Here is a 19398-nt window from a genome sequence, read left to right as displayed (position 1 = left end):
AATTGCCCGAATAGTGTCTATTTACGGCAGCTGGCGCACCCACGCTTCACTAATTTCATTCACATTTAACCTGTTCCTCTGTGGATCTTTTCGAGAAGATTGCCTCTAACCGCGGCCCGCTGGGCAGCCACTCGCACTATGCGCACGGCTACTTTACCTTCCCCAAGCTGGAAGGCGAAATCAAGCCCCGGATGATTTTTCGCGGTAAAGAGGTGCTGACCTGGAGCCTCAACAACTACCTGGGCCTGGCCAACCACCCCGCCGTGCGGCAGGCCGACGTCGACGGAGCAGCGGAGTACGGCATGGGTCTGCCGATGGGTGCACGCATCATGAGCGGCAACTCGAACCTGCACGAGCAGCTGGAAAATGAGCTGGCGGAGTTTGTGCAGAAGCCCGACTGCCTGCTGCTCAACTTCGGCTACCAGGGCGTGGTTTCGATTATCGACGCGCTGGTAAACCGCCACGACGTGATTGTGTACGACGCCGAGTCGCACGCCTGCATCATCGACGGGGTGCGCCTGCACGCCGGCAAGCGGTTTGTGTACACCCACAACGATATGGGCAGCTTGGAAAAGCAGCTGGAGCGCGCTACCCGCCTGACCAATGAATCCGGCGGTGGCATTCTGGTCATCACTGAGGGCGTATTCGGCATGTCCGGCAACCAGGGCGACCTGAAGGGCGTGCTCGCGCTGAAAGAGAAATTCCAGTTCCGTCTGTTCGTCGATGATGCCCACGGATTCGGCACAATGGGCGCCACGGGGGCCGGAACGGGCGAAGAACAAGGCATTCAGGACGGCATTGACCTCTATTTTTCGACGTTTGCCAAGAGCATGGCCAGCATCGGTGCCTTCGTGGCCGGACCCGAAAGCGTAATTGAATATTTGCGCTACAACATGCGGAGCCAGATTTTCGCCAAATCCCTGCCCATGCCGCTCGTAGTGGGCGCTTTGAAGCGCCTGGAGCTGCTGCGCACCCAGCCGGAGCTGAAAGACAACCTCTGGACCATCGTGCGGGCCCTGCAGAGCGGATTGCGCGAAAAGGGCTTCAACCTGGGCACGACCAAGTCGCCGGTAACGCCGGTGTTCCTCAACGGCGAAATTCCCGACGCAACCCAGATAACCTTCGATCTACGTGAGAATCACGGTATTTTCTGTTCCATCGTAGTGTATCCGGTGGTGCCCAAGGGCGTGATTATGCTGCGCCTGATTCCTACGGCCGTGCACACGCTGGAAGACGTGCGCGAAACGATTGTGGCCTTCGAGGCCGTGGCCGCCAAGCTTGATAAGGGACTTTATTCCAAAGCCCAGGTTCCGGCCTAGCCGGCTACCTGCCCAAGGTCCAGATCCTGAAAACCCCGGCTGCGAACCTCGCGGCCGGGGTTGTTTTTTGAACAATTCCCAGAAGTCAGGCGGTTATCTTACCTGGTGAAGGGGAGGAGGGTAAGCAAAAAATTGCTTTTGGAGCAGGCTGAGGGGCTTTTAAAAAAAAATTGAACTATTGCTTGTATTTGAAATCCCTGTATATTAGGCCCGGTCAAACACAATGTTCCACACCAAACAACCCCCCCTCAAATGAACAATTTTGGCAAACTGCATGATCTGGTTAAGTCGCTGGAAGGTGACTTCGAGAAGTTCTACGACAAGAGCAACTCGGCTGCCGGTACCCGCGTGCGCAAGGGTATGCAGGAACTGAAGAACATGGCTCAGCAAATCCGTTCGGAAGTGCAGAACATGAAGAACACGGGTGGCGAAGCCGCTGGTGCCGCTGCCGGTGGTGCTAAGAAGGCCGCTGGTGCCGCTGGTGGCGCCAAGAAAGCTGGTGCTGCCGCTGGTGGTGCCAAGAAGGCTGCCCCCGCTGCTAAGAAGAAGTAAGTCAAAGCGGCTCCCAAGGCCGCTTTTGAGTTACTAAAAAAGGGAGTCCCGTCCGGGGCTCCCTTTTTCGTTGGCGGCTGTGCAGCGGGCTATACCAGCTTGATCAGGAAGTAGCTCTTCTTGCCCTTCTGGGCCACGATGTACTTATCAAGTAGCAGAGGCGTATCCAGGGCCATCTGCTCCAGCGTGGCCTTCTGGCGGTTCAGGCTCACGCCCCCGTTCTGAATCATCTTCCGGGCCTCGCCCTTGGAGGCGAAGATGACGCCGCTGGTGGCTTCGCTCAGCAGGCTGATAACGTTCAGCTCCGAAAGCAGCGCGTGCGAGACCTCAACCTGCGGCTCCCCGGCAAACACGTCGAGCAGGGTGGCCTCGTCGAGCGAGCCGAGCTCCCCGCCGCCAAACAAAACCTGGGATGCGGCCACCGCCGCTTCGTAGGCTGCCTCGGAGTGCACCCGGATGGTGACGTCTTTGGCCAGGGCTTTCTGCAGGGTGCGCAGGTGAGGGGCGGCGGCGTGCTCGGCCTCCAGCGCCTTGATTTCGTCCTCGGTCAGCAAGGTGAACACGCGGATCAGACGGGGTGCATCGGCGTCCTCGGCCCGCAGGAAGAACTGGTAGAACTGGTAGGGCGAGGTCATGCGGGCGTCGAGCCAGACGGTGCCGGTTTCGCTTTTGCCGTACTTGGTGCCATCGGCCTTGGTGATGAGCTGGCCGGTGAGGGCAAAGGCCTTGGCTTCGGTTCCTTCAGCATTGCCGAGGCGGCGGATCAGCTCGGTGCCGGTGGTGATGTTGCCCCACTGGTCGGAGGCGCCCATCTGCAGGGTGCAGCCCAGGGTCTTGTGCAGGTGCACAAAGTCGTAGCCCTGCAGCAGCTGGTAGCTGAACTCAGTGTAGCTCAGGCCATCGGCCCGGGCGGCCGTGTCGTTTTCGTCGGGGCTGATCCGGCGCTTTACCGAGTCCTTGGCCATCATGTAGTTTACCGTCAGGTGCTTGCCCACCTCACGCAGAAACTGCAGAAACCCGAACTCCTTAAACCAGTCATAGTTATTCACGACCAGCGCGCCGGTGGGGCCCTCGGAAAAGTCCAGAAACTTCTCGAGCTGGGCCCGGATGCCGGCCTGGTTGCGACGCAGGGTTTCCTCGTCGAGCAGGTTGCGCTCGGCCGACTTGCCCGACGGGTCGCCGATCATGCCCGTGGCGCCACCCACGAGAGCTACCGGACGGTGCCCGGCCCGCTGCAGGTGCACCAGCAGCATAATCGTGGCCAGGTTGCCGATGTGCAGGCTTTCGGCCGTGGGGTCAAACCCAATGTAGCCGGTAATGGGCGCATGGCGGCGCAGGTGCTCGTCGGTGCCCGGCATCATGTCGTGAAACATGCCGCGCCAGCGCAGTTCTTCGATTAAATCCACTCCTTCTTTTAATTAGTAAGTAAGAATTAGTAAGTAAGAATTGGAACTGCGCAACTCATTTACTGCGAGTAGCGCAACCTGACTGGTCGGTCAAGTGGCCTCCAATCCTTGCCAACTAAGCTGCAAAGGTAAGCGCCAGCCCGTACCTTTGACCAGAAGAATTGTCTTCGGCGCATTCCGTATCAGGAACTGCATAAGGAGCAATTCTTACTTACTAATTCTTACTTACTAATTCAACTTGCCTTCCTTCTCGCCCGACGAGCTTCTGCACCAGCTGCGCCAGCGGCAGTTTGCCCCCGTGTACTTTCTGCAGGGGGATGAGCCGTACTACATCGACCTGATTGCCGACCACCTCGAGCAGCACGTAATGCCCGAGCACGAGCGGAGCTTCAACCAGGTGGTGCTCTACGGCAAAGACGTGGACGTGGCTTCCATTCTGGGCCAGGCGAGGCGGTTTCCGATGATGGCCGAGCGGTCGGTGGTTATCGTCAAGGAAGCCCAGGCCGTGGCTGATCTGGAAGCGGAGAAAAGCTTTCCGTTTCTGGAAGCCTACCTGAAGAACCCGCTGCCCAGCACCGTACTGGTGTTCTGCTACAAGCACAAAACCCTGGATGCCCGCAAAAAGCTGGGTAAGCTGATGGGGGAGAAGGCCTCCCTGGTCACCAGCAAGAAGATTTACGACAACCAGGTGGCGGCCTGGCTTACGGCCTACGTCCGGTCGCGGCAGCAGCAGATTACCGGGCAGGCCACCGCCATGCTGGCCGAGTACATCGGCGCCGACCTGGGCCGGCTGACCAACGAAGTCGACAAGCTGCTGCTCAATCTCAAGCCCGGGCAGCCCATCGACGAAGACCTGGTGCAGCGGCTGGTGGGCATCAGCAAGGACTACAACATCTTCGAATTGCAGAAAGCCCTGGTGCAGCGCGACGTGCTCAAGGCCAACCGCATCCTGATGTACTTCGAGGCTAATCCGAAAGCCAATCCGCTGATTCCGAATTTGACGCTGCTGTTCGGCTTCTTTACCAAGCTGCTGGTTTTGCACCAGGCCAACAACCCGTCCGACGCCGACTTTAAGAAGCTGGGCATCATGAACTCGTTTGCCCAGAAGGAGTACCAGCAGGCGCTGCGCGGCTACAGTCTGCAGCGCACCCGCGACATTATCCACCTGATCCGCCGGGCCGATCTGCAAAGCAAGGGCATCGAAAGTGGCTCGATGACCGACGGCGAGATTCTGCGGGAGCTGGTGTTTCTGATCCTGCACCCCGTGCCGCTCAGCGCAGTGGCCTAAGCGCATCAGGTTAGGCGTAGAGCAGTTTCAGTGATTCTTCGGCTTTTCCTTGGTGGTGCGACCTAGGTGCTAAGCTTACGTTGCCAGTAAGTGTCGCCCGGTGACCCAACTGTTTTTTGCCCGGGCGGCCTTGCTTTCAGAGTAGATTTCCGTTGAATATTTACATGGCTGGAACCTGAAAGAGGAGTGCATTGCCTACTTTTGGCTATTGTTTATTCCCGGGCACTGCGCTCGTTCTGAAGCTGCTATGCCTTGTCTTTTAGATCTGCGTCGAAGGCATGAGTTCCGGCTAACGCGGCGAGCCTGGCTGCTTTTCCTGTTTCTGCTGCCGGGGCAGCTTCCCGCCGCTTCGGCGGGCCCAGAACCAGAACAGCGGGCCGGGTACCAGCGCCGGCAACGGGCGGTGCGCTACGACCACCGCTACTGGGATGCCAACAACGACTCGCTGCGACAGGTCCTGACCCGGCAGACCGGCGATAGCCTGCGCCTGCAAACCCTCACCCAGCTTTTCCATCTGACCGACCTGTCGCGGGAGGCGCTGCCCGATCTGCTGGTCGAGCACCGCGAAGCGCTGCGGCTGGCCACGCGTCTGCGCTACCCTGAACAGGTTCCGCTGCGGCTGGTGGTGGCCTTCGACGAGCTGGCGCTGCGCCCGGCTCCCGATCTGTCGGCCATGCGCGACACCCTGCTCGCGGCCCTGCGCGCCTACGACGCCCTGGGGGGCGGACCGCAGCCCTATCTGCTTGAGTGGATCAAGGAGGTCAATTCCGAGTTGAAGCAGCCGGAAGCCAACCGGGAGTTCTTCACGCGGCGGCTGGCGCTCGAGCGCCAGCGTGGCAGCGTGATGAATAGCGCCATCTGCTACCGCATGCTCGGCAGTTACTACGGCGCCCGGGGCGACTACAACCAGGCCATCAGCCAGCGGATGCGGGCCGCGGAGCTATTCCGCACCTGCTCGACCTTTCGCTACTACAACGAGTTGGGCGCCATCGGCATCATGTATAACGAATGGGGCAACCACGCCCGGGCGCTGCCCTTCCTGCAGAAAGCGCTGACTTTACCTGGCTTCGCACCGGAAACCTATTACGCGGCCATGAACCATGCCCTTGCCCGCGCCTACTTCAAGCTGGGGCGCTTTGCCGACGCGCAGCGCTACAATGCCCGCACCCTGCGTCCCCATCGGCCCACGGGTACTGTTACGCCCTACGACCGTGCGCTGGGCCTGGTGCAGGAAAGCGCCATCCTGCTGGCGCTGGGCCGCCCGGATGCGGCCCGGCCCCTGCTCGTAGCCGGCCAGCACCTGGTCGACTCCTTGCATTTGCCGCTGCGCTCGTATGCCGGCTACTGCGAGTTAAGGGCCAGTTGGGCCCGCTACTACGCGGCCACCGGCCAGGGAGCGCGGGCCCTGCACGCCTGGCAGACGGCGCTGCAGCAGGCCCGGCAGGAACACCAGGCAGTCCTCACCCTGGACTACCTGCGCGGGCTGGCTGCCAGCTGCCAGGAGCAGGGCCAGCCGGCCCGGGCGGCTACGTATGGCCTGGCTGCCCTGGCCCTGGCCGATACGCTGGAGGCCGCGCAGATACCCACGCGCGTGGCCCGCTACGAGTTCGACCAGGCCGCCCAGCGGCAGCAAAGTCGTCTGGCTCGTTTACGCCGAACGCAGCTCCAGGCCACCGTGCAAGCCCGGCAGCAGCGTACGGCCCTGGGTGGGCTGCTGGTAGGCCTGGCCGGCCTGGGTGCGCTGGCCGTGGTGCTGTGGCGGACCACCCGCCGGCAGCGGCGCGACAATGCCCGCCTGGCCGCCCAGCAGCAGCAGCTGGAAGACCAGGCTCAGCGCCTGGGCGAGCTGGACGCGGCCAAAAATCAATTCTTCGCCAATGCCAGCCACGAGCTGCGCACCCCCCTGACCCTGGTGCTGGCCCCGCTCGAAACCCTGCTGACTAACCCCGTTCAACCGCTGCCTGCCGGCGTGCGCGCCCCGGTCGCGCTGGCTCATCGGCAGGCCCAGCGCCTCAGCGAGCTGATTGACCGCATCCTGGATTTGACCAAGCTGCAGGCCGGCCGCCTGACCGTGCAGCCCATGCCTACGGACATAGCGCCTTTTTTGCGACGGATAGTCGGCCAGTTTGAGCCCCTGGCGGCGGCGCGCGGCCTGGCGCTGCACGGCCCCGAAATGCTGCCTGCGGCGCTGTATCTGCTGGTGGATGCCGACAAGGTGGAGCAAATTATGACCAACCTGCTCGGCAACGCGCTGAACCACACGCCGGCTGGCGGCACCGTCAGCGTCGAGGCTGCGCTGCCTGCTGCTGATGGCTACTATACCCTGACCGTGCGCGACACCGGCCCCGGCATCGCGCCGGCCGAGCAGGAGCGGGTGTTCGAACGCTTCTACCAAAGCCCGCAAAACCAGGCCCAGGGCGGCACCGGCCTGGGCCTGGCGCTAAGCCGCGAGCTGGCTGAGCTGCTGGGCGGCACCCTCACGCTGGTGAGTGGGACAGGGCAGGGCGCCGCCTTCACCCTGCGCTTTCTGGCCGAAACGGTTAGGGAAACTTTAGAAAGGACATCGTTTGAAAGCGAGAATGCGGGGATAATGCCAGCATCTGCGTTGTCACCCGCAAGCGAAACGCTGCACCGGCAACCCTCCCCGGCTAACTCGCCTCCCCGCGTGCTGGTGGTGGAAGACGAACCAGACCTCCGCGCGTACCTGTGCCAGCTGCTGAGCCCGGCCTACGAAGTGCTGACCGCGGCTGACGGTCAGGAGGCACTGGAGCTGCTCAGCCGCGAAGCCCCCGTCGACCTTATTACCACCGACGCCATGATGCCGCGCCTGAGCGGTACCGAGCTGCTGGCCCGCCTTAAGTCCGCCCCGGCCCTTGCCGCCGTGCCCGTGCTGATGCTCACGGCCCGCGCCGACGAGGTACACCGCCAAGCCGTCCTCACCGTGGGCGTCGACGACTACCTGACCAAGCCTTTCTCTCCGGCCGAGCTGCTGGCCCGGGTGCACTTGCTGCTGGCCCGCCAGGACGTCCGCCGCCAATTTGCTGCTCAGGCTGAGGAAGCACCGGGCGAAGCTGCCAGTGTAGCACTGACCGTGGGGCAAGTTGCAGCCGCTCCTGATGCGGAGGCCGAAGAAGCACCGGCTGCCCCACCCACTGCAAGTGAGCAGCTCACCCGGTGGCAGGAACGGGTAATGGCCAACCTGGGCGATGAGGAGTTTGGCCCGGCCGAGCTGGCCCGGCTACTGGGCCTGAGCGAGCGGACGCTGTACCGCCGGCTGGGCGAGCTGGCTGGTCTTACGCCAGCGGCCTGGCTGCGCGAGCTGCGCCTGTACCAGGCCCGGCAGCTGCTTGAAGCCGGCAACTTCGGCACCGTGGCGCAGGTGGCCGAAGCGGTGGGCTTCGCCTCGGCCAAGTATTTCAGCACCTGCTATGCTGAGCGTTTTGGCCGCCGGCCCAGCGAGTACCGCACGCCGCAGGTATAGTGTGTGGGCGGCAGGGTGTAGGGGGCAGAAGGAGATTCGTGCGCGCCAGGGGAGAAGCGGGCCGGCGGCATGCTAAGAACGCCTGCCGTTCGCAAGCCCGTGAAAAGCCCGCCAAAAGAGGATAAAATCCTGCCAAACGGCCAATAATCAGGGAAACAGTGCAAAATGGCAGGAATTCGGCCGGGTTCAGCTGGCCTTATGGCCACCTTTATACAGTGAAAATGCAGGTTCGTAGCAGCCTTGCTACCTCCTGATTCTCAGTACCCGTTGCCCCTGCGCGCATGCGCTCGAGCCGACGCGCGGGCCAGCCGGCAGTTGGATCTTCAACAGCCCGGCAGGCTGACGAACTGCTCAACTGATTTCCGCTAATCCTGTTCCCGCTTTCCGCATGAAACACACTTACTTATCCACGAGCCAGTTCGGGCGCGGCTTCGACCAGTCACTGACCCTACGGTACATGCTGCCTGCGTTGACCGCCCGCTGGGTAGTGTTGCTACTGTTGAGCCTGTTGCCGCTGCTGGGCCGCGCGCAGGCGCCCACCATCAGCAGCTTTTCGCCGAGCAGCGGGTCGGCGGGCACGCTCGTCACTATCTCGGGCAGCAACCTCGACCAGGTGCGGGGCGTGCGCTTCGGCGGGGGGGCGCTGGCGCTGTTTACGGCGCAGTCGGCCAGCAGCCTCACGGTACAGGTGCCGGTGGACGCGGCCAGCGGGGCGCTGCGGCTCACCCCGCTCTCGGGCAGCGCGGTAAGCAGTGCCACCAGCTTCTCGTACCTCGCGCGGCCCCGGGGAATGTATACTACCCTCAGCCCGGCCGGGCCGTTCGATGCCTGCCAGGCGCGCACGCTCACGGCCACGGCCACTACGCCAGCTTTTGCCATGACCCGAAGCGGCCTCAGTGGCGCGGCGCAGTGCGTGGTGCAGCAGCCCGACGGCAAAATCCTGCTGGGTGGCACCTTCCAGAGCTGGCAGTTCGCGACGCACTACATCTCCCAGAATAACCTGACCCGCATCAACGTGGACGGCACCCTGGATACGGGGTTCAGCGTCGGCTCGGGCTTCGACGGCACCGTGAACAGCATCGCGCTGCAGGCCGATGGCAAAATCCTGGTGGGCGGTCAGTTTGCTTACTACAACGGCGCGGCGGCCCCAAACCTGATTCGGCTCAACGCCGACGGCACGGTGGATGCCAGCTTCGGGCTGGGTTCGGGCTTCGGCTACACGTTCAGCCGCCCGCATGAGGTGCGCGGCGTGGTGGTGCAGCCCGACGGCAAGGTGCTGGTGTGTGGCCTGTTCGACACCTTCAACGGCCAGCCTCAGGGCAACGTGGTGCGGCTCAACGCCGACGGCAGCCGCGATGGCACGTTCGCCGGCCAAATGACGGGCCTTCAGGGCATCAACGCTGTGGTCTTGCAGGACGACGGTAAGGTGCTGATTGGGGGAGGGGTCATCGAGAACCGGGGCGACGTGCAAAACCCCATCTACATCAACCGCCTCGTCCGCTTTAATACCAATGGCACGGAGGATACTGCATTCAACCCCGGAGGCAACACCTTCTACGTGTACAGCAACGGCCACGTCAGCAACGCGGCGCGGGTGAACAGCCTAGTGGTGCAGGCCGATGGCAAAATCCTGGCCGGCGGCTCTTTCGCCACGTACACCGGCTCGGCCCGTCCGAACCTGGTACGTCTCCTATCCACTGGCTCGGCCGACACGGACTTCACCGGAAGCATTGCGACGGAAGTGCTGCTGGTGGCCCTGCAGCGCAGCGGCCACGTGCTGGTGGGCCGGCGGGCGGGCACCAGCGAGTCGGGGCTCGTGCGCCTGGACTCGTACGGGGCGGAGGTCGGCCTCAACGGCTACACCGTCGACTACACCGGCACCCGCAACCCGACGGTAACCACCGTGGCCGAGCAGCCCGATGGCAAGCTGCTGATTGGCGGCAGCTTCGACGCGTACACCAACTTTAACACCGGCAACCCGACGGGCCACCGAGGCCTGGTGCGGGTGAACCCAGACTTCAGCTTGAACGACTCGCCGACGACCATGCCCGGGGCCGCGTTCACGTTCTCGCCGGGCAACACCACCACCAACCCGCTCACCACCACCACGGCGGGCAATTACTCGGCGGTGGCCAGCTACAACGGCGAAACCTCGCCGGCCTCCAACACGGTTGCCATCGCGGCCTGCCCTACGCTCAGCAACATCGACTTCCCAGCGAGCAGCGGGCCGGAGGGGACGCTGGTCACGATTACCGGCAACTACCTCAACCACGTGCAGACGGTGCGTTTCGGCACGGGTGGGCGGGGGCTATTCACGGCACAAGGCATGTACAACCTCTCGGTGCGGGTGCCCATAGACGCCGCCACCGGGCCGCTCACCCTCACCACAGCCACGGGCTACACTGTCGTCACCCCCAACAGCTTCACCTTCCTGCCCCGACCCTTTGGCCTGGGGGCGAGCCTTACGCCGGTGGGGCCGCTGGATATGTGCGCGCCGCGCGCCCTCACGGCCACGGCCCACACCCCGGCCTTCGGCACCGGCACCGGCTTCAACGGCGCGGTGAAAAGCGTGGCGCCCTACCTGATGAGCGGCAACCTGATGGCTGGCAAAATCCTGGTGGGCGGCGACTTTACTTCCTATAACGGCACGGCGCGCAACGGCCTGATGCAGCTCACGGTCGACGGCGCCATAGACCCCAACTTCAACGCCACCGGCTCCGGCATCAACGCCGGCCCCGGCAACACCGTGAACAGTGTGGTGCCGACGCTCGATAACAAAATACTGGTGGGCGGCCAGTTTATCTCTTATAACGGCAGCCCCAGAACCAACCTGGTGCGGCTTTACGGGGATGGCTGGGCCAGCTCCGGCGAGGTGGATAATACCTTCAATCCCGGTACGGGCTTCAACGCGGTGGTGCGCTGCCTGGCCTTGCAGGCCAATGCCCAGATACTGGTGGGCGGCGATTTTACCCGCTACAACAACGGCCCCTTGAGCAACGGCATCGTGCGCCTCAACAGCGACGCCACCCAGGATGCGGGCTTTGTTATCGGCGTGGGAGCCAATAGCTCCGTCTACACCATTGCGGTGCAGAACGATGGCAAGGTGCTGGTGGGCGGCATGTTCACCACTTTCAACGGTACGACGGCCAATGGCATCGTCCGGCTCAACCACAACGGCTCGGTGGATGCCACTTTCAACACCGCCACGGGCTTCAACGCCGGCGGCGTCTACAGCATCGGAGTGCAGGCTGACGGCAAGGTGCTGGTGGGCGGCAATTTCACCACGTACCAAGGCGTGGCCGCCAGCCGCATTATTCGCCTCAACGCCGACGGCAGCCGCGATGCCACCTTCGTGCCCGGCACCGGCTTCGATGCCACGGTGCAGAGCATCGTGTTGCAGTCCGACGGCAAGGCGGTGCTCGGCGGCAGCTTCACGACCTACAAAAGCGTAGCCGCCGGTCGCGTTATTCGCCTCAATACCGACGGCTCGGCCGATGCCGGCTTTGTGCCCGGCAGCGGGGCCAACGGCACGGTGGTCAGCCTGGCTTTGCAAAACAACAACCTGATTTTGGCGGGTGGCAGCTTCACGAGCTACAACGGCTACGCGGGGCAGAACCGGCTGGTGCGCCTCGCCCCCGACGGCACCCAGAACATCACGCCCACGCCGGTGAGCGGGGCATCGTTCAGTATGTCGAACGCCAACGGCACCAATCCGTTCTACCCCCGCTTTGCAGTCGAGCACCAGGCGAGGGCTACGTTCAACGGCCTCACCGCGAACTCCAACATCGTGATGGTGACGGAATGCGTGGCGCCGACCATCACCTCCTTCACGCCCACCAGCGGCGAAACGGGCACCGTGGTAACCATCACTGGCACCACGCTGGGCGACATTACGGCCGTGACGGTCAATAACACGGCGGCCTCGATTACAGCCCGCTCGGCTACGAGCCTGACCTTCACCGTGGCGGCAGGCACCACCACGGGCGTCGTGCAGGTGACCAACCTGGCCGGTACATCCACCGGCGGCACATTCACGGTCGTGAACCCAACCATCAGCAACATCGCGCCAGCCAGCGGGCCGGCGGGTACGCTCGTCGTCATCACGGGCACAAACCTCGACCGGGTGCGGGGCGTGCGCTTCGGCACCGGCGGGCTGGGCTTGTTCACGGCGCAGTTGGCCGGCAGCCTCACGGTGCGGGTGCCGGTTGACGCCGCTACGGGGGCGCTCACGCTTACCTCAATGGCGGGCAACACCCTGACCGGCGGCACCTTCACATACTACGTGCGCCCGGCGGGGCTGGTGGCTACCCTTAGCCCGGCCGGCCCGCAGGACGCGTGTCAGCCGCGCACCCTCACGGGGTCGGCCGTCAGTCCGGCTTTCGGCACTGGCTCCGGGGGCAACGGGGCTGTTTACGGACTGGTGGTGCAGACCGACGGTCGGATTCTGGCGGGCGGCACTTTTACGACCTACAACAGCGCCGCGCAGAACCGGCTCGTACGACTGCTGCCCGATGGCTCGCGCGATGCCGCCTTCGTGACCGGCACCGGCTTCGATAATAACGTGAACTCCGTGGCCGTGCAGGCCGATGGCAAGGTGCTGGTGGGCGGCTTCTTTACCGCCTACAACGGCACCACCGGGCTGAACCGGCTGGTGCGCCTCAACGCCGACGGAACGCTCGACGCCACCTTCGGCACGGGCACCGGCTTTAATTACGCCGTGCAGAGCATGGTGGTACAGCCGGATGGTAAAGTGCTGGTGGCCGGCATCTTTACCACTTACCAAGGCGCAACGGTCGGGAATTTTATTCGCCTCAACGCCGACGGTAGCCGGGACGCCAGCTTCGTCACCGGTTCGGGCTTTACCGGCATCAACGTCTTCGGCCCGCGGCTGGCGCTGCAGCCGGACGGTAAGCTGCTGGCAGGGGGCAATTTCACCGGCTACAACGGAACCCCTCGCAACGGCCTGGTGCGCCTCAATGCCAACGGGTCGCTGGATGCCACGTTTGTCACGGGTACCGGTTTCGCGGGAACGGTGAACACCGTGGCCGTACAGGCCGACGGCAAGGTGCTGGTGGGCGGCGACTTCACGGGCTACAACGGCACTACCGGCCTGAACCGGCTGCTGCGTCTTAACGCCGACGGGAGCATCGATGCCACCTTCGCCACGGGGTCGGGCTTCGACGCCGTGGTATGGAACCTGATAGTCCAGCCCGACGGTAAAGTGCTGGCGGCGGGCGACTTCACGGGCTACAACGGCACTACCAGCCTGAACCGGCTGCTGCGCCTTAACGCCGACGGGTCGCGGGATGCTGCTTTCGCTACCGGCACCGGCTTCAACAGCACGCTGTACACGTTGACAGCGCAGGCCGACGGGCAGGTGCTGGCGGGTGGCGACTTCACCAACTACAACAACACGCCGACCAATCGCCTGGTTCGCCTGACCCCGGCCGGTGCGCTTGACACCTCCGCCAAACCGGTGGCCGGCGCTAGGTTCACCTTCTCGCCGGGTGGCAGCGCCACCAACCCGCTGGTGACCAGCACGGCGGGCAGCTACACGGCCACGGCCAGCCTGAACGGCGAAACCTCGGCCGCCTCCAACGCCGTCACGCTCACGGTCTGCCCGGCCCCGACCATTACCTCGTTCACGCCCACCAGCGGCGCCACGGGCACGGTGGTGAGCGTTACGGGTACGAACCTAGAATATGCCAGCGTCGCATCGGTCAATGGCACGGCCGGCACCATCACCGGCACGACCACGGCCACCAGCCTCACCTTCACGGTGGCAGCGGGCAGCACCACGGGGCCGGTGCGGGTGACGACGCTCGGCGGCACGGCCGTGGGCGGCACCTTTACGGTGGACCCGGTAACCATCACCAGCTTTACGCCCACCAGCGGCGGCTCCGGCACGGTGGTCACCCTCACCGGCACCAACCTTCTGGGAGCCAACGGCGTGCGCATCAACGGCGTGGCAGTGGCTTCGTACACGGTGAACTCGGACACCCAGATTACCTTCACCGTGGCGGCAAACAACACCACCGGCGCCGTGAGCGTGACGATGCCCGGCGGCAGCGTATACAGCGGCGGCGTCTTCACGGTAGACCCGGTAACCATTACCTCCATCTCGCCCACCGGCGGCGGGGTGGGCACGGTGGTCGTTATTACCGGCACTAACCTGACCGGGGCTACAGCCGTGCGCATCAATACCGTGTTGCAAACCGGTTTTGTGGTGAACTCGCCCACTCAAATCACCTTTACGGTGGCGGCCGGCACCACCACTGGTCCCGTACGCGTGACAAAGGGCGGCATCGCGTACACGGGCAGCACCTTTACCGTGGTGCCGTTAAGTATCAGCGGCCTCTCGCCGGCGAGCGGCCCGGCCGGCACGCTGGTGACCATCACCGGCACCAGCCTCGACCAGATTCGGGGCGTGCGCTTCGGCGGAAGTGGTCTGGCGTTGTTTACGGTGCAGTCGGCCGGCAGCCTCACGGTGCAGGTGCCGACGGATGCGGCTACAGGGGTGATTACCCTCACTTCCTTTTCCGGCGCGGCTATAAGCTCCGCGGGCAGCTTCACCTACACGCCGCGCCCGGCGGGGCTGGTGGCCGCGCTCAGCCCGGCTGGTCCGTTCGATGCCTGCGTGTCACGCACCCTCACGGCCTCGGCTGTCAGCCCGGGGTTTGGCACCGGCACCGGTCTGAATGGCCAGGTGCATAGCGTAGTGGTTCAACCCGACGGCAAGGTGCTGGTGGGCGGCGACTTCACCACCTACAACGGCGCTACAGGCCAGAACCGCCTGATCCGCCTCCACGCCGACGGTTCCCGCGATGCCGGCTTCACCCTGGGCACGGGCTTCAATGCGGCAGTTACCGCCGTGGCCGTGCAGGCCGACGGCAAGGTGCTGGTGGGTGGTGACTTTACCGCCTACAACGGCACCACGGGCCAGAACCGCCTGATCCGCCTCCACGCCGACGGCACCCTCGACGCCAGCTTTGCCACCGGCGCGGGCTTCGACTCCGATGTAAACAGTGTAGTGGTGCAGCCCGATGGCCGGATTCTGGTGGGTGGCGGCTTCTCGCAATACAACGGGGTGAGTACCGCCCGGCTGCTGCGCCTCAACCCGGATGGCTCCCGCGACGCCACGTTCACCTCCACCACTACTAGTACAGTGAACAGCGTGGCCGTGCAGGCCGATGGTAAGGTGCTGATGGGCTTGCTCTACTCAGGCTTCTCCAGCCCCATATTTCGGCTCCATGCCAACGGCACCTATGATAACAGCTTCACTAGTTCTGGCTTCAACGGCAGTATACTCAGCGTGGTGGTACAGGCCGATGGCAAGGTGGTGGTGGGTGGCAATTTTACGCAGTATGTCAACCTGACTCAGAGGGGCATCAGCCGCTTGTCCTCCACCGGCAGCCCCGAAACCAGCTTCGCCACCGGCTCTGGCTTTTCCAACGGGGCCACCTCCGGGCAGGCGTACGCCATCATGCCGCAGCCCGATGGCAAGCTGGTGGTGGTCGGCAACTTTACGAGTTACAACGGCACCCCCGCTAACCGCCTGATTCGCCTCACCGCCGCCGGTAGCCCCGACGCCAGCCTGGCCACCGGCAGCGGCTTCGACAACAGTACGCGGGGCTTGGCCGTGCTGGCCGATGGCAGCCTGGTGGTTGGCGGCGACTTCACGACCTACAACGGTACCCCGGCCAACCGGCTCAGCCGCCTCAGCGCCACCGGCGGCCAGACCGATGTGCCCACGCCGGTGAGCGGGGCCACGTTCACCTTTAGCCCCGGTAATATCACAACCAACCCGCTGGTGACGAGCACGGCCGGCACCTACTCGGTGGTGGCCAGCCTGAACGGCGAAACCTCGGCCGCGTCGAACGTCGTCACGCTCACGGCCTGCCCGCCCACCATTACCGCCCTGAGTGTACCAGCCGAACTGCCGGGGATGCCGGTCACGCTCACCGGGACGGGCTTCATGCCTGGCAGCAGCGTCAGCTTTGGCGGTGTGGCGGCCGGTAGCGTCATCGTAAACTCGCCTACTTCCCTTACGGCCACAGTGCCGTCCAGCATGGCGGCGGGCAGCAGCGCCGTAGTCGTGACCACGTCTGGCGGTAGCAGCGCCACCGCCCCGGCCTTTGCTGTGCTGGCCGTATATGACGGTGGCGCACCGGATGCCTGCGCCACCGCCGTGCCGCCCACGGCCAGCCTCAACGACGGGGGCTGGCACTACCTGCTGAGCAGCACCGGCCAGGTGGTGGCGGCTTACAACTACACCGGCCCTTCGCTCGGCGACCTGGCTATCGACGTGCTGCGCGCCAACCCGGCCACTGCCGTGCGCCGGGAAGCGGGCATGGGGGCCTACCTCGACCGTAACTTCCACCTCACGGCCAGCGGGGGGCGCTTCGACGGCCGCACGGTGGCCGTGCGTTTCTACGGTCTCACCGCTGAGTTTGCCCGCCTGCAAGCCGCCGCCCCGTCCTTAACCCTGGCCACGCTGAACGCTACCCAATACAGTGGCACCAACGAGGACTGCGCCCTGGCTAACAACGCGCCCACCGGTGAGCGGCGGGTGCTGCCCGCGCCAGCCACCGCACCGGCCTGCGCCTCCTGGTTTGCCGCCAACCTGGACGTGACCGACCACTTCTCGGAGTTCTACCTGACCGGTACCGAGGGCCCATTGCCCGTGAAGCTGGTCAGCTTCACGGCTGAGCAGCGCGGCCCGGCCGTGGAGCTGGCCTGGCGCACCGCTTCGGAGAACAACTCGGACCGGTTTGAAGTAGAGCGCAGCGCAGACGGCCGCACCTTTGAGCGCCTAGGCACGGTAGCAGCCCAGGGGAACTCGAGTCGGGCCAGTGACTATGCTTTCCTGGATGGCCGCTACCCGGATGCAATCAGCCTGCTCTACTACCGCCTGCGGCAAGTGGATAGGGATGGCACCTTCAGCTACTCACCCGTGCGGCCGGTTCGCGTAAGTGCCAGGCCCACGGCCGGGCTGCTGCTGTTTCCCAACCCGACCACCGGCGCGGCCACCCTTACCGGCACTGAGCCGGGCACGGCCGTAACAGTATATGACGCGCTGGGCCGTCAGGTGCTCACGGCCACGACTGATGCTACGGGTGTGGTGGAGCTGGTGCTGCCACGCGGTTTGCCCACGGGCGTGTATGTGGTGCGCGTGGGCAGCAAAGCCCTGCGGCTGGCGGTAGAATAAGCAAAAGGCTGCCAACCCGCCGCGCCATGGTTTAAAGCGTCCTTCTAAATGACAGAGGAAGTGCCAGCAGGCCCTGTGCGGCTACAGCCTGCACCCAGGGCTGCTCTGCTGAGCAGCCTGACGCTTAAATGAAAAAGGACTGGTTTTACTGCCGGTCCTTTTTCTTGCCAGGGAGTGCAGCCGTCCAGGAACTAGCGAAAGTTTTTCACCAGCTCACACTGGGCTTCGGTTTCGGGGGAGTTTGGCTTGAGGTGAATTTTCGCCACGCCCTGCCATTCCTGCATGATGTGCTGCAAGGCCTGCTCCCCGGTCAGCTGGTGGTGGCGCACCAGGTAGCAGCCGATGATGGTCCCGGTCCGGCCGACTCCACCCCAGCAGTGCACAACGGCTTTGCGCCCGGCCGCCACGGTGGCGGCCAACTCCGCCAGCACGCTCTCCAGCACTTCGGGGGTCGGAACCTGCACGTCGCGAATGCCAAACCGGTGGTAGCGGGCCGTCAGGCCCCGCTCAGCAGCCAGCTTTTGGAGCAGCTGTTCGTAGGGCTTCATTTTATCCCGCAGCTCGGTCAGGTCAAAAAAGTCGGTGATGCCGGCATCGAGTAGGGCGGTCAGCTTGGCCCGGGCAACGTCATAGCTTAAATCACCCGGGTACTCGCAGCCCAGCACGGACGGGGTAGCCCAGTAGCTGTTGGGCAGGGGGCGGGGAGGCGGGGAGGCAACTGAGGCGGCTGAGGTTATAGTCGCGGTTTGCATGCGCCAGGCCAGGTCCTCGATATCAGGCCGTCGAACCAGCACCTGCCGCCACTCCACTGGAATAGCAGCTTCGCCGTAGTATAGCCCCGCCAGGCCACCGGCCACGGCGCCGGTCGTGTCGGTATCGTCTCCCAGGTTTACGGCGGCCAGTACGGTAGCGGCAAAGGTGTTGTAGCGCAGCAGGCACCAGAAAGCTGCCTCCAGCGTGTGCATCACGTAGCCTCCGCTGTCGATGGCCTTCTCACTCAGGGTGGGCAGTCGGCCGCTGAGGATTCGCTCGAAGTGCGGGAGTTCCCCGGCCGGGATGTTTAGCTCAGCCAGCTGGGCCGGCGCCTTTTGGCAGAGTAGCTCGTAGGCCTGCTCGGGCGGGTGACCGGCCAGCAGGTAGCCGGCCATTTCCAGATACAGAAAGCAGGCCACCGCCGAGCGGACATGCCCGTGGGTGACGGCGGACACGTCGTAGATCAGCTGGAACCGCTGCGCCAGCGGGGCAGTGGGCTGGTAGAAGGCCAGCGGCAGAATCCGCATCAGGGACCCGTTGCCGTTGCAGTACTCATCCGTGCCGCCGGCGCGCACCAGTCCTGGCTTTTGCTTGATGCGCTGCAGCGCCTCCCGGGTCGTAACGCCGATATCGAAAACGCGGCCATGGGGCGTCCAGAAATTTTCAAAGTACCAGCGGCAGCAGTTCTGAGCCAGCTTGCCCAGCGTGAATCCGTCGGCAATGGTTTCGGCCAGGCAGAAGGTCAGGGAGGCATCGTCGGACCAGGTGCCGGCCGGCTGGTTGTGGGTCCCAAAGGCGCGCATGTGGGTTACCGGGTCGGAGCGGCGGGCCGCGCGACTCTGGAACTCAACCGGGACGCCCAGGGCATCACCCACCGCCAGCCCCAGCAGCGCCGACCGTAGCGCGGCTTCCGGGGCCCAGGGATACAGAGCAGCTGGCTTTTGAGCGGCAGCAGCTTCCAGAATTTTGCTTTTAAGAATAGGAAAGCCCTGTTCCAGCCAATAGTCAGCCGATACCTGACCTGACCACTACTCATGCCGCCCTGAAAACGCTCCACGAGCGGCTGCCGGCCCGCCACGAGCGGCTCACCGACCAGGTTGCGGTACAGCAGCGGCAGGAGGGCGTCGATTTCGTCGGGGCGGGTTGGTAGCTGCAGATGAGCAAACACGCCCCGGAGTTCCTGCCAGAGGTACGGGTCGCCGCGCAGGCCGCCGCCACCGGGGTTGGGAGGAAAAAGCTGATTTAAAACGGAGGGTTCCATAGAGAAGGCAACGGGGACGCATTTGGGGAATAAGCAAAGAAAACGACTGGTTTTCTACATTCCTAAAGTGCGGATGCAGCCCTGAAATAAGGTTCTGTTAGCCCGCTGGAATTGACTGGTGCCTGATGCC

Annotated in this window: 7 protein-coding genes and 1 pseudogene; 5 read left to right on the top strand and 3 right to left on the bottom strand. The window is 64.1% G+C overall.

The genetic code is table 11. From position 1 onward, the window contains the following. Positions 1-80 precede the first annotated feature (80 nt). Both LJY25_RS00425 and LJY25_RS21330 read left to right on the top strand, forming a co-directional pair. The gene (locus tag LJY25_RS00425; RefSeq protein WP_227606244.1) at positions 81-1319 is read left to right on the top strand and encodes an aminotransferase class I/II-fold pyridoxal phosphate-dependent enzyme; all 1239 of its coding nucleotides are present in this window, start codon (positions 81-83) and stop codon (positions 1317-1319) included. A 252-nt stretch (positions 1320-1571) separates the two neighbouring features. Then, positions 1572-1742, top strand: a pseudogene (locus tag LJY25_RS21330) (histone H1); the annotation flags it as partial. Between the two features lie 218 nt (positions 1743-1960). On the opposite strand, the gene tyrS reads toward LJY25_RS21330, so the two are convergent. Further along, complete coding sequence (gene tyrS / locus LJY25_RS00415; RefSeq protein WP_227606242.1) at positions 1961-3277, bottom strand: tyrosine--tRNA ligase; 1317 nt, start codon at positions 3275-3277, stop codon at positions 1961-1963. A 238-nt stretch (positions 3278-3515) separates the two neighbouring features. On the opposite strand from tyrS, the gene holA reads away from it, so the two are divergent. From holA to LJY25_RS00400, 3 genes are all read left to right on the top strand, one after another. Further along, on the top strand, positions 3516-4565 hold the full coding sequence (holA, locus tag LJY25_RS00410; RefSeq protein WP_227606241.1) for a DNA polymerase III subunit delta: 1050 nt from the start codon (positions 3516-3518) through the stop codon (positions 4563-4565). Between the two features lie 247 nt (positions 4566-4812). Then, positions 4813-8046: a hybrid sensor histidine kinase/response regulator transcription factor gene (locus tag LJY25_RS00405; protein ID WP_227606240.1), complete on the top strand. Its 3234-nt coding sequence runs from the start codon at positions 4813-4815 to the stop codon at positions 8044-8046. A 388-nt stretch (positions 8047-8434) separates the two neighbouring features. Continuing rightward, on the top strand, positions 8435-17254 hold the full coding sequence (locus LJY25_RS00400) for an IPT/TIG domain-containing protein (protein ID WP_227606239.1): 8820 nt from the start codon (positions 8435-8437) through the stop codon (positions 17252-17254). A 191-nt stretch (positions 17255-17445) separates the two neighbouring features. On the opposite strand, the gene LJY25_RS00395 is transcribed toward LJY25_RS00400, so the two are convergent. Together LJY25_RS00395 and LJY25_RS00390 are read right to left on the bottom strand one after the other, a co-directional pair. Next, a complete protein-coding gene (locus tag LJY25_RS00395) occupies positions 17446-18882 on the bottom strand; it encodes an ADP-ribosylglycohydrolase family protein (protein WP_317206567.1) in 1437 nt (478 codons plus the stop codon). Beyond that, positions 18816-19268 carry a hypothetical protein gene (locus LJY25_RS00390; RefSeq protein ID WP_227606238.1) on the bottom strand — a complete coding sequence of 151 codons (453 nt, stop codon included), beginning with the start codon at positions 19266-19268 and terminating at the stop codon, positions 18816-18818. Before LJY25_RS00390 ends, LJY25_RS00395 begins: the two co-directional genes overlap by 67 nt. Positions 19269-19398 lie beyond the last annotated feature (130 nt).

Origin of the sequence: Hymenobacter translucens, assembly GCF_020685205.1 — a bacterium.
Classification (GTDB): Bacteria; Bacteroidota; Bacteroidia; order Cytophagales; family Hymenobacteraceae; genus Hymenobacter; species Hymenobacter translucens.
Note: the sequence above shows the minus strand (reverse complement) of the source record. Positions and strands in the feature narration are given on the sequence as shown.

What these genes read in the sequence shown, in the direction of transcription:
- LJY25_RS00405 (WP_227606240.1), top strand. Translation starts at nt 4,813, where the DNA reads ATGCCTTGTCTTTTAGATCTGCGTCGAAGGCATGAGTTCCGGCTAACG.
- LJY25_RS00400 (WP_227606239.1), top strand. Translation starts at nt 8,435, where the DNA reads ATGAAACACACTTACTTATCCACGAGCCAGTTCGGGCGCGGCTTCGAC.
- LJY25_RS00390 (WP_227606238.1), bottom strand. Translation starts at nt 19,268, where the DNA reads ATGGAACCCTCCGTTTTAAATCAGCTTTTTCCTCCCAACCCCGGTGGC.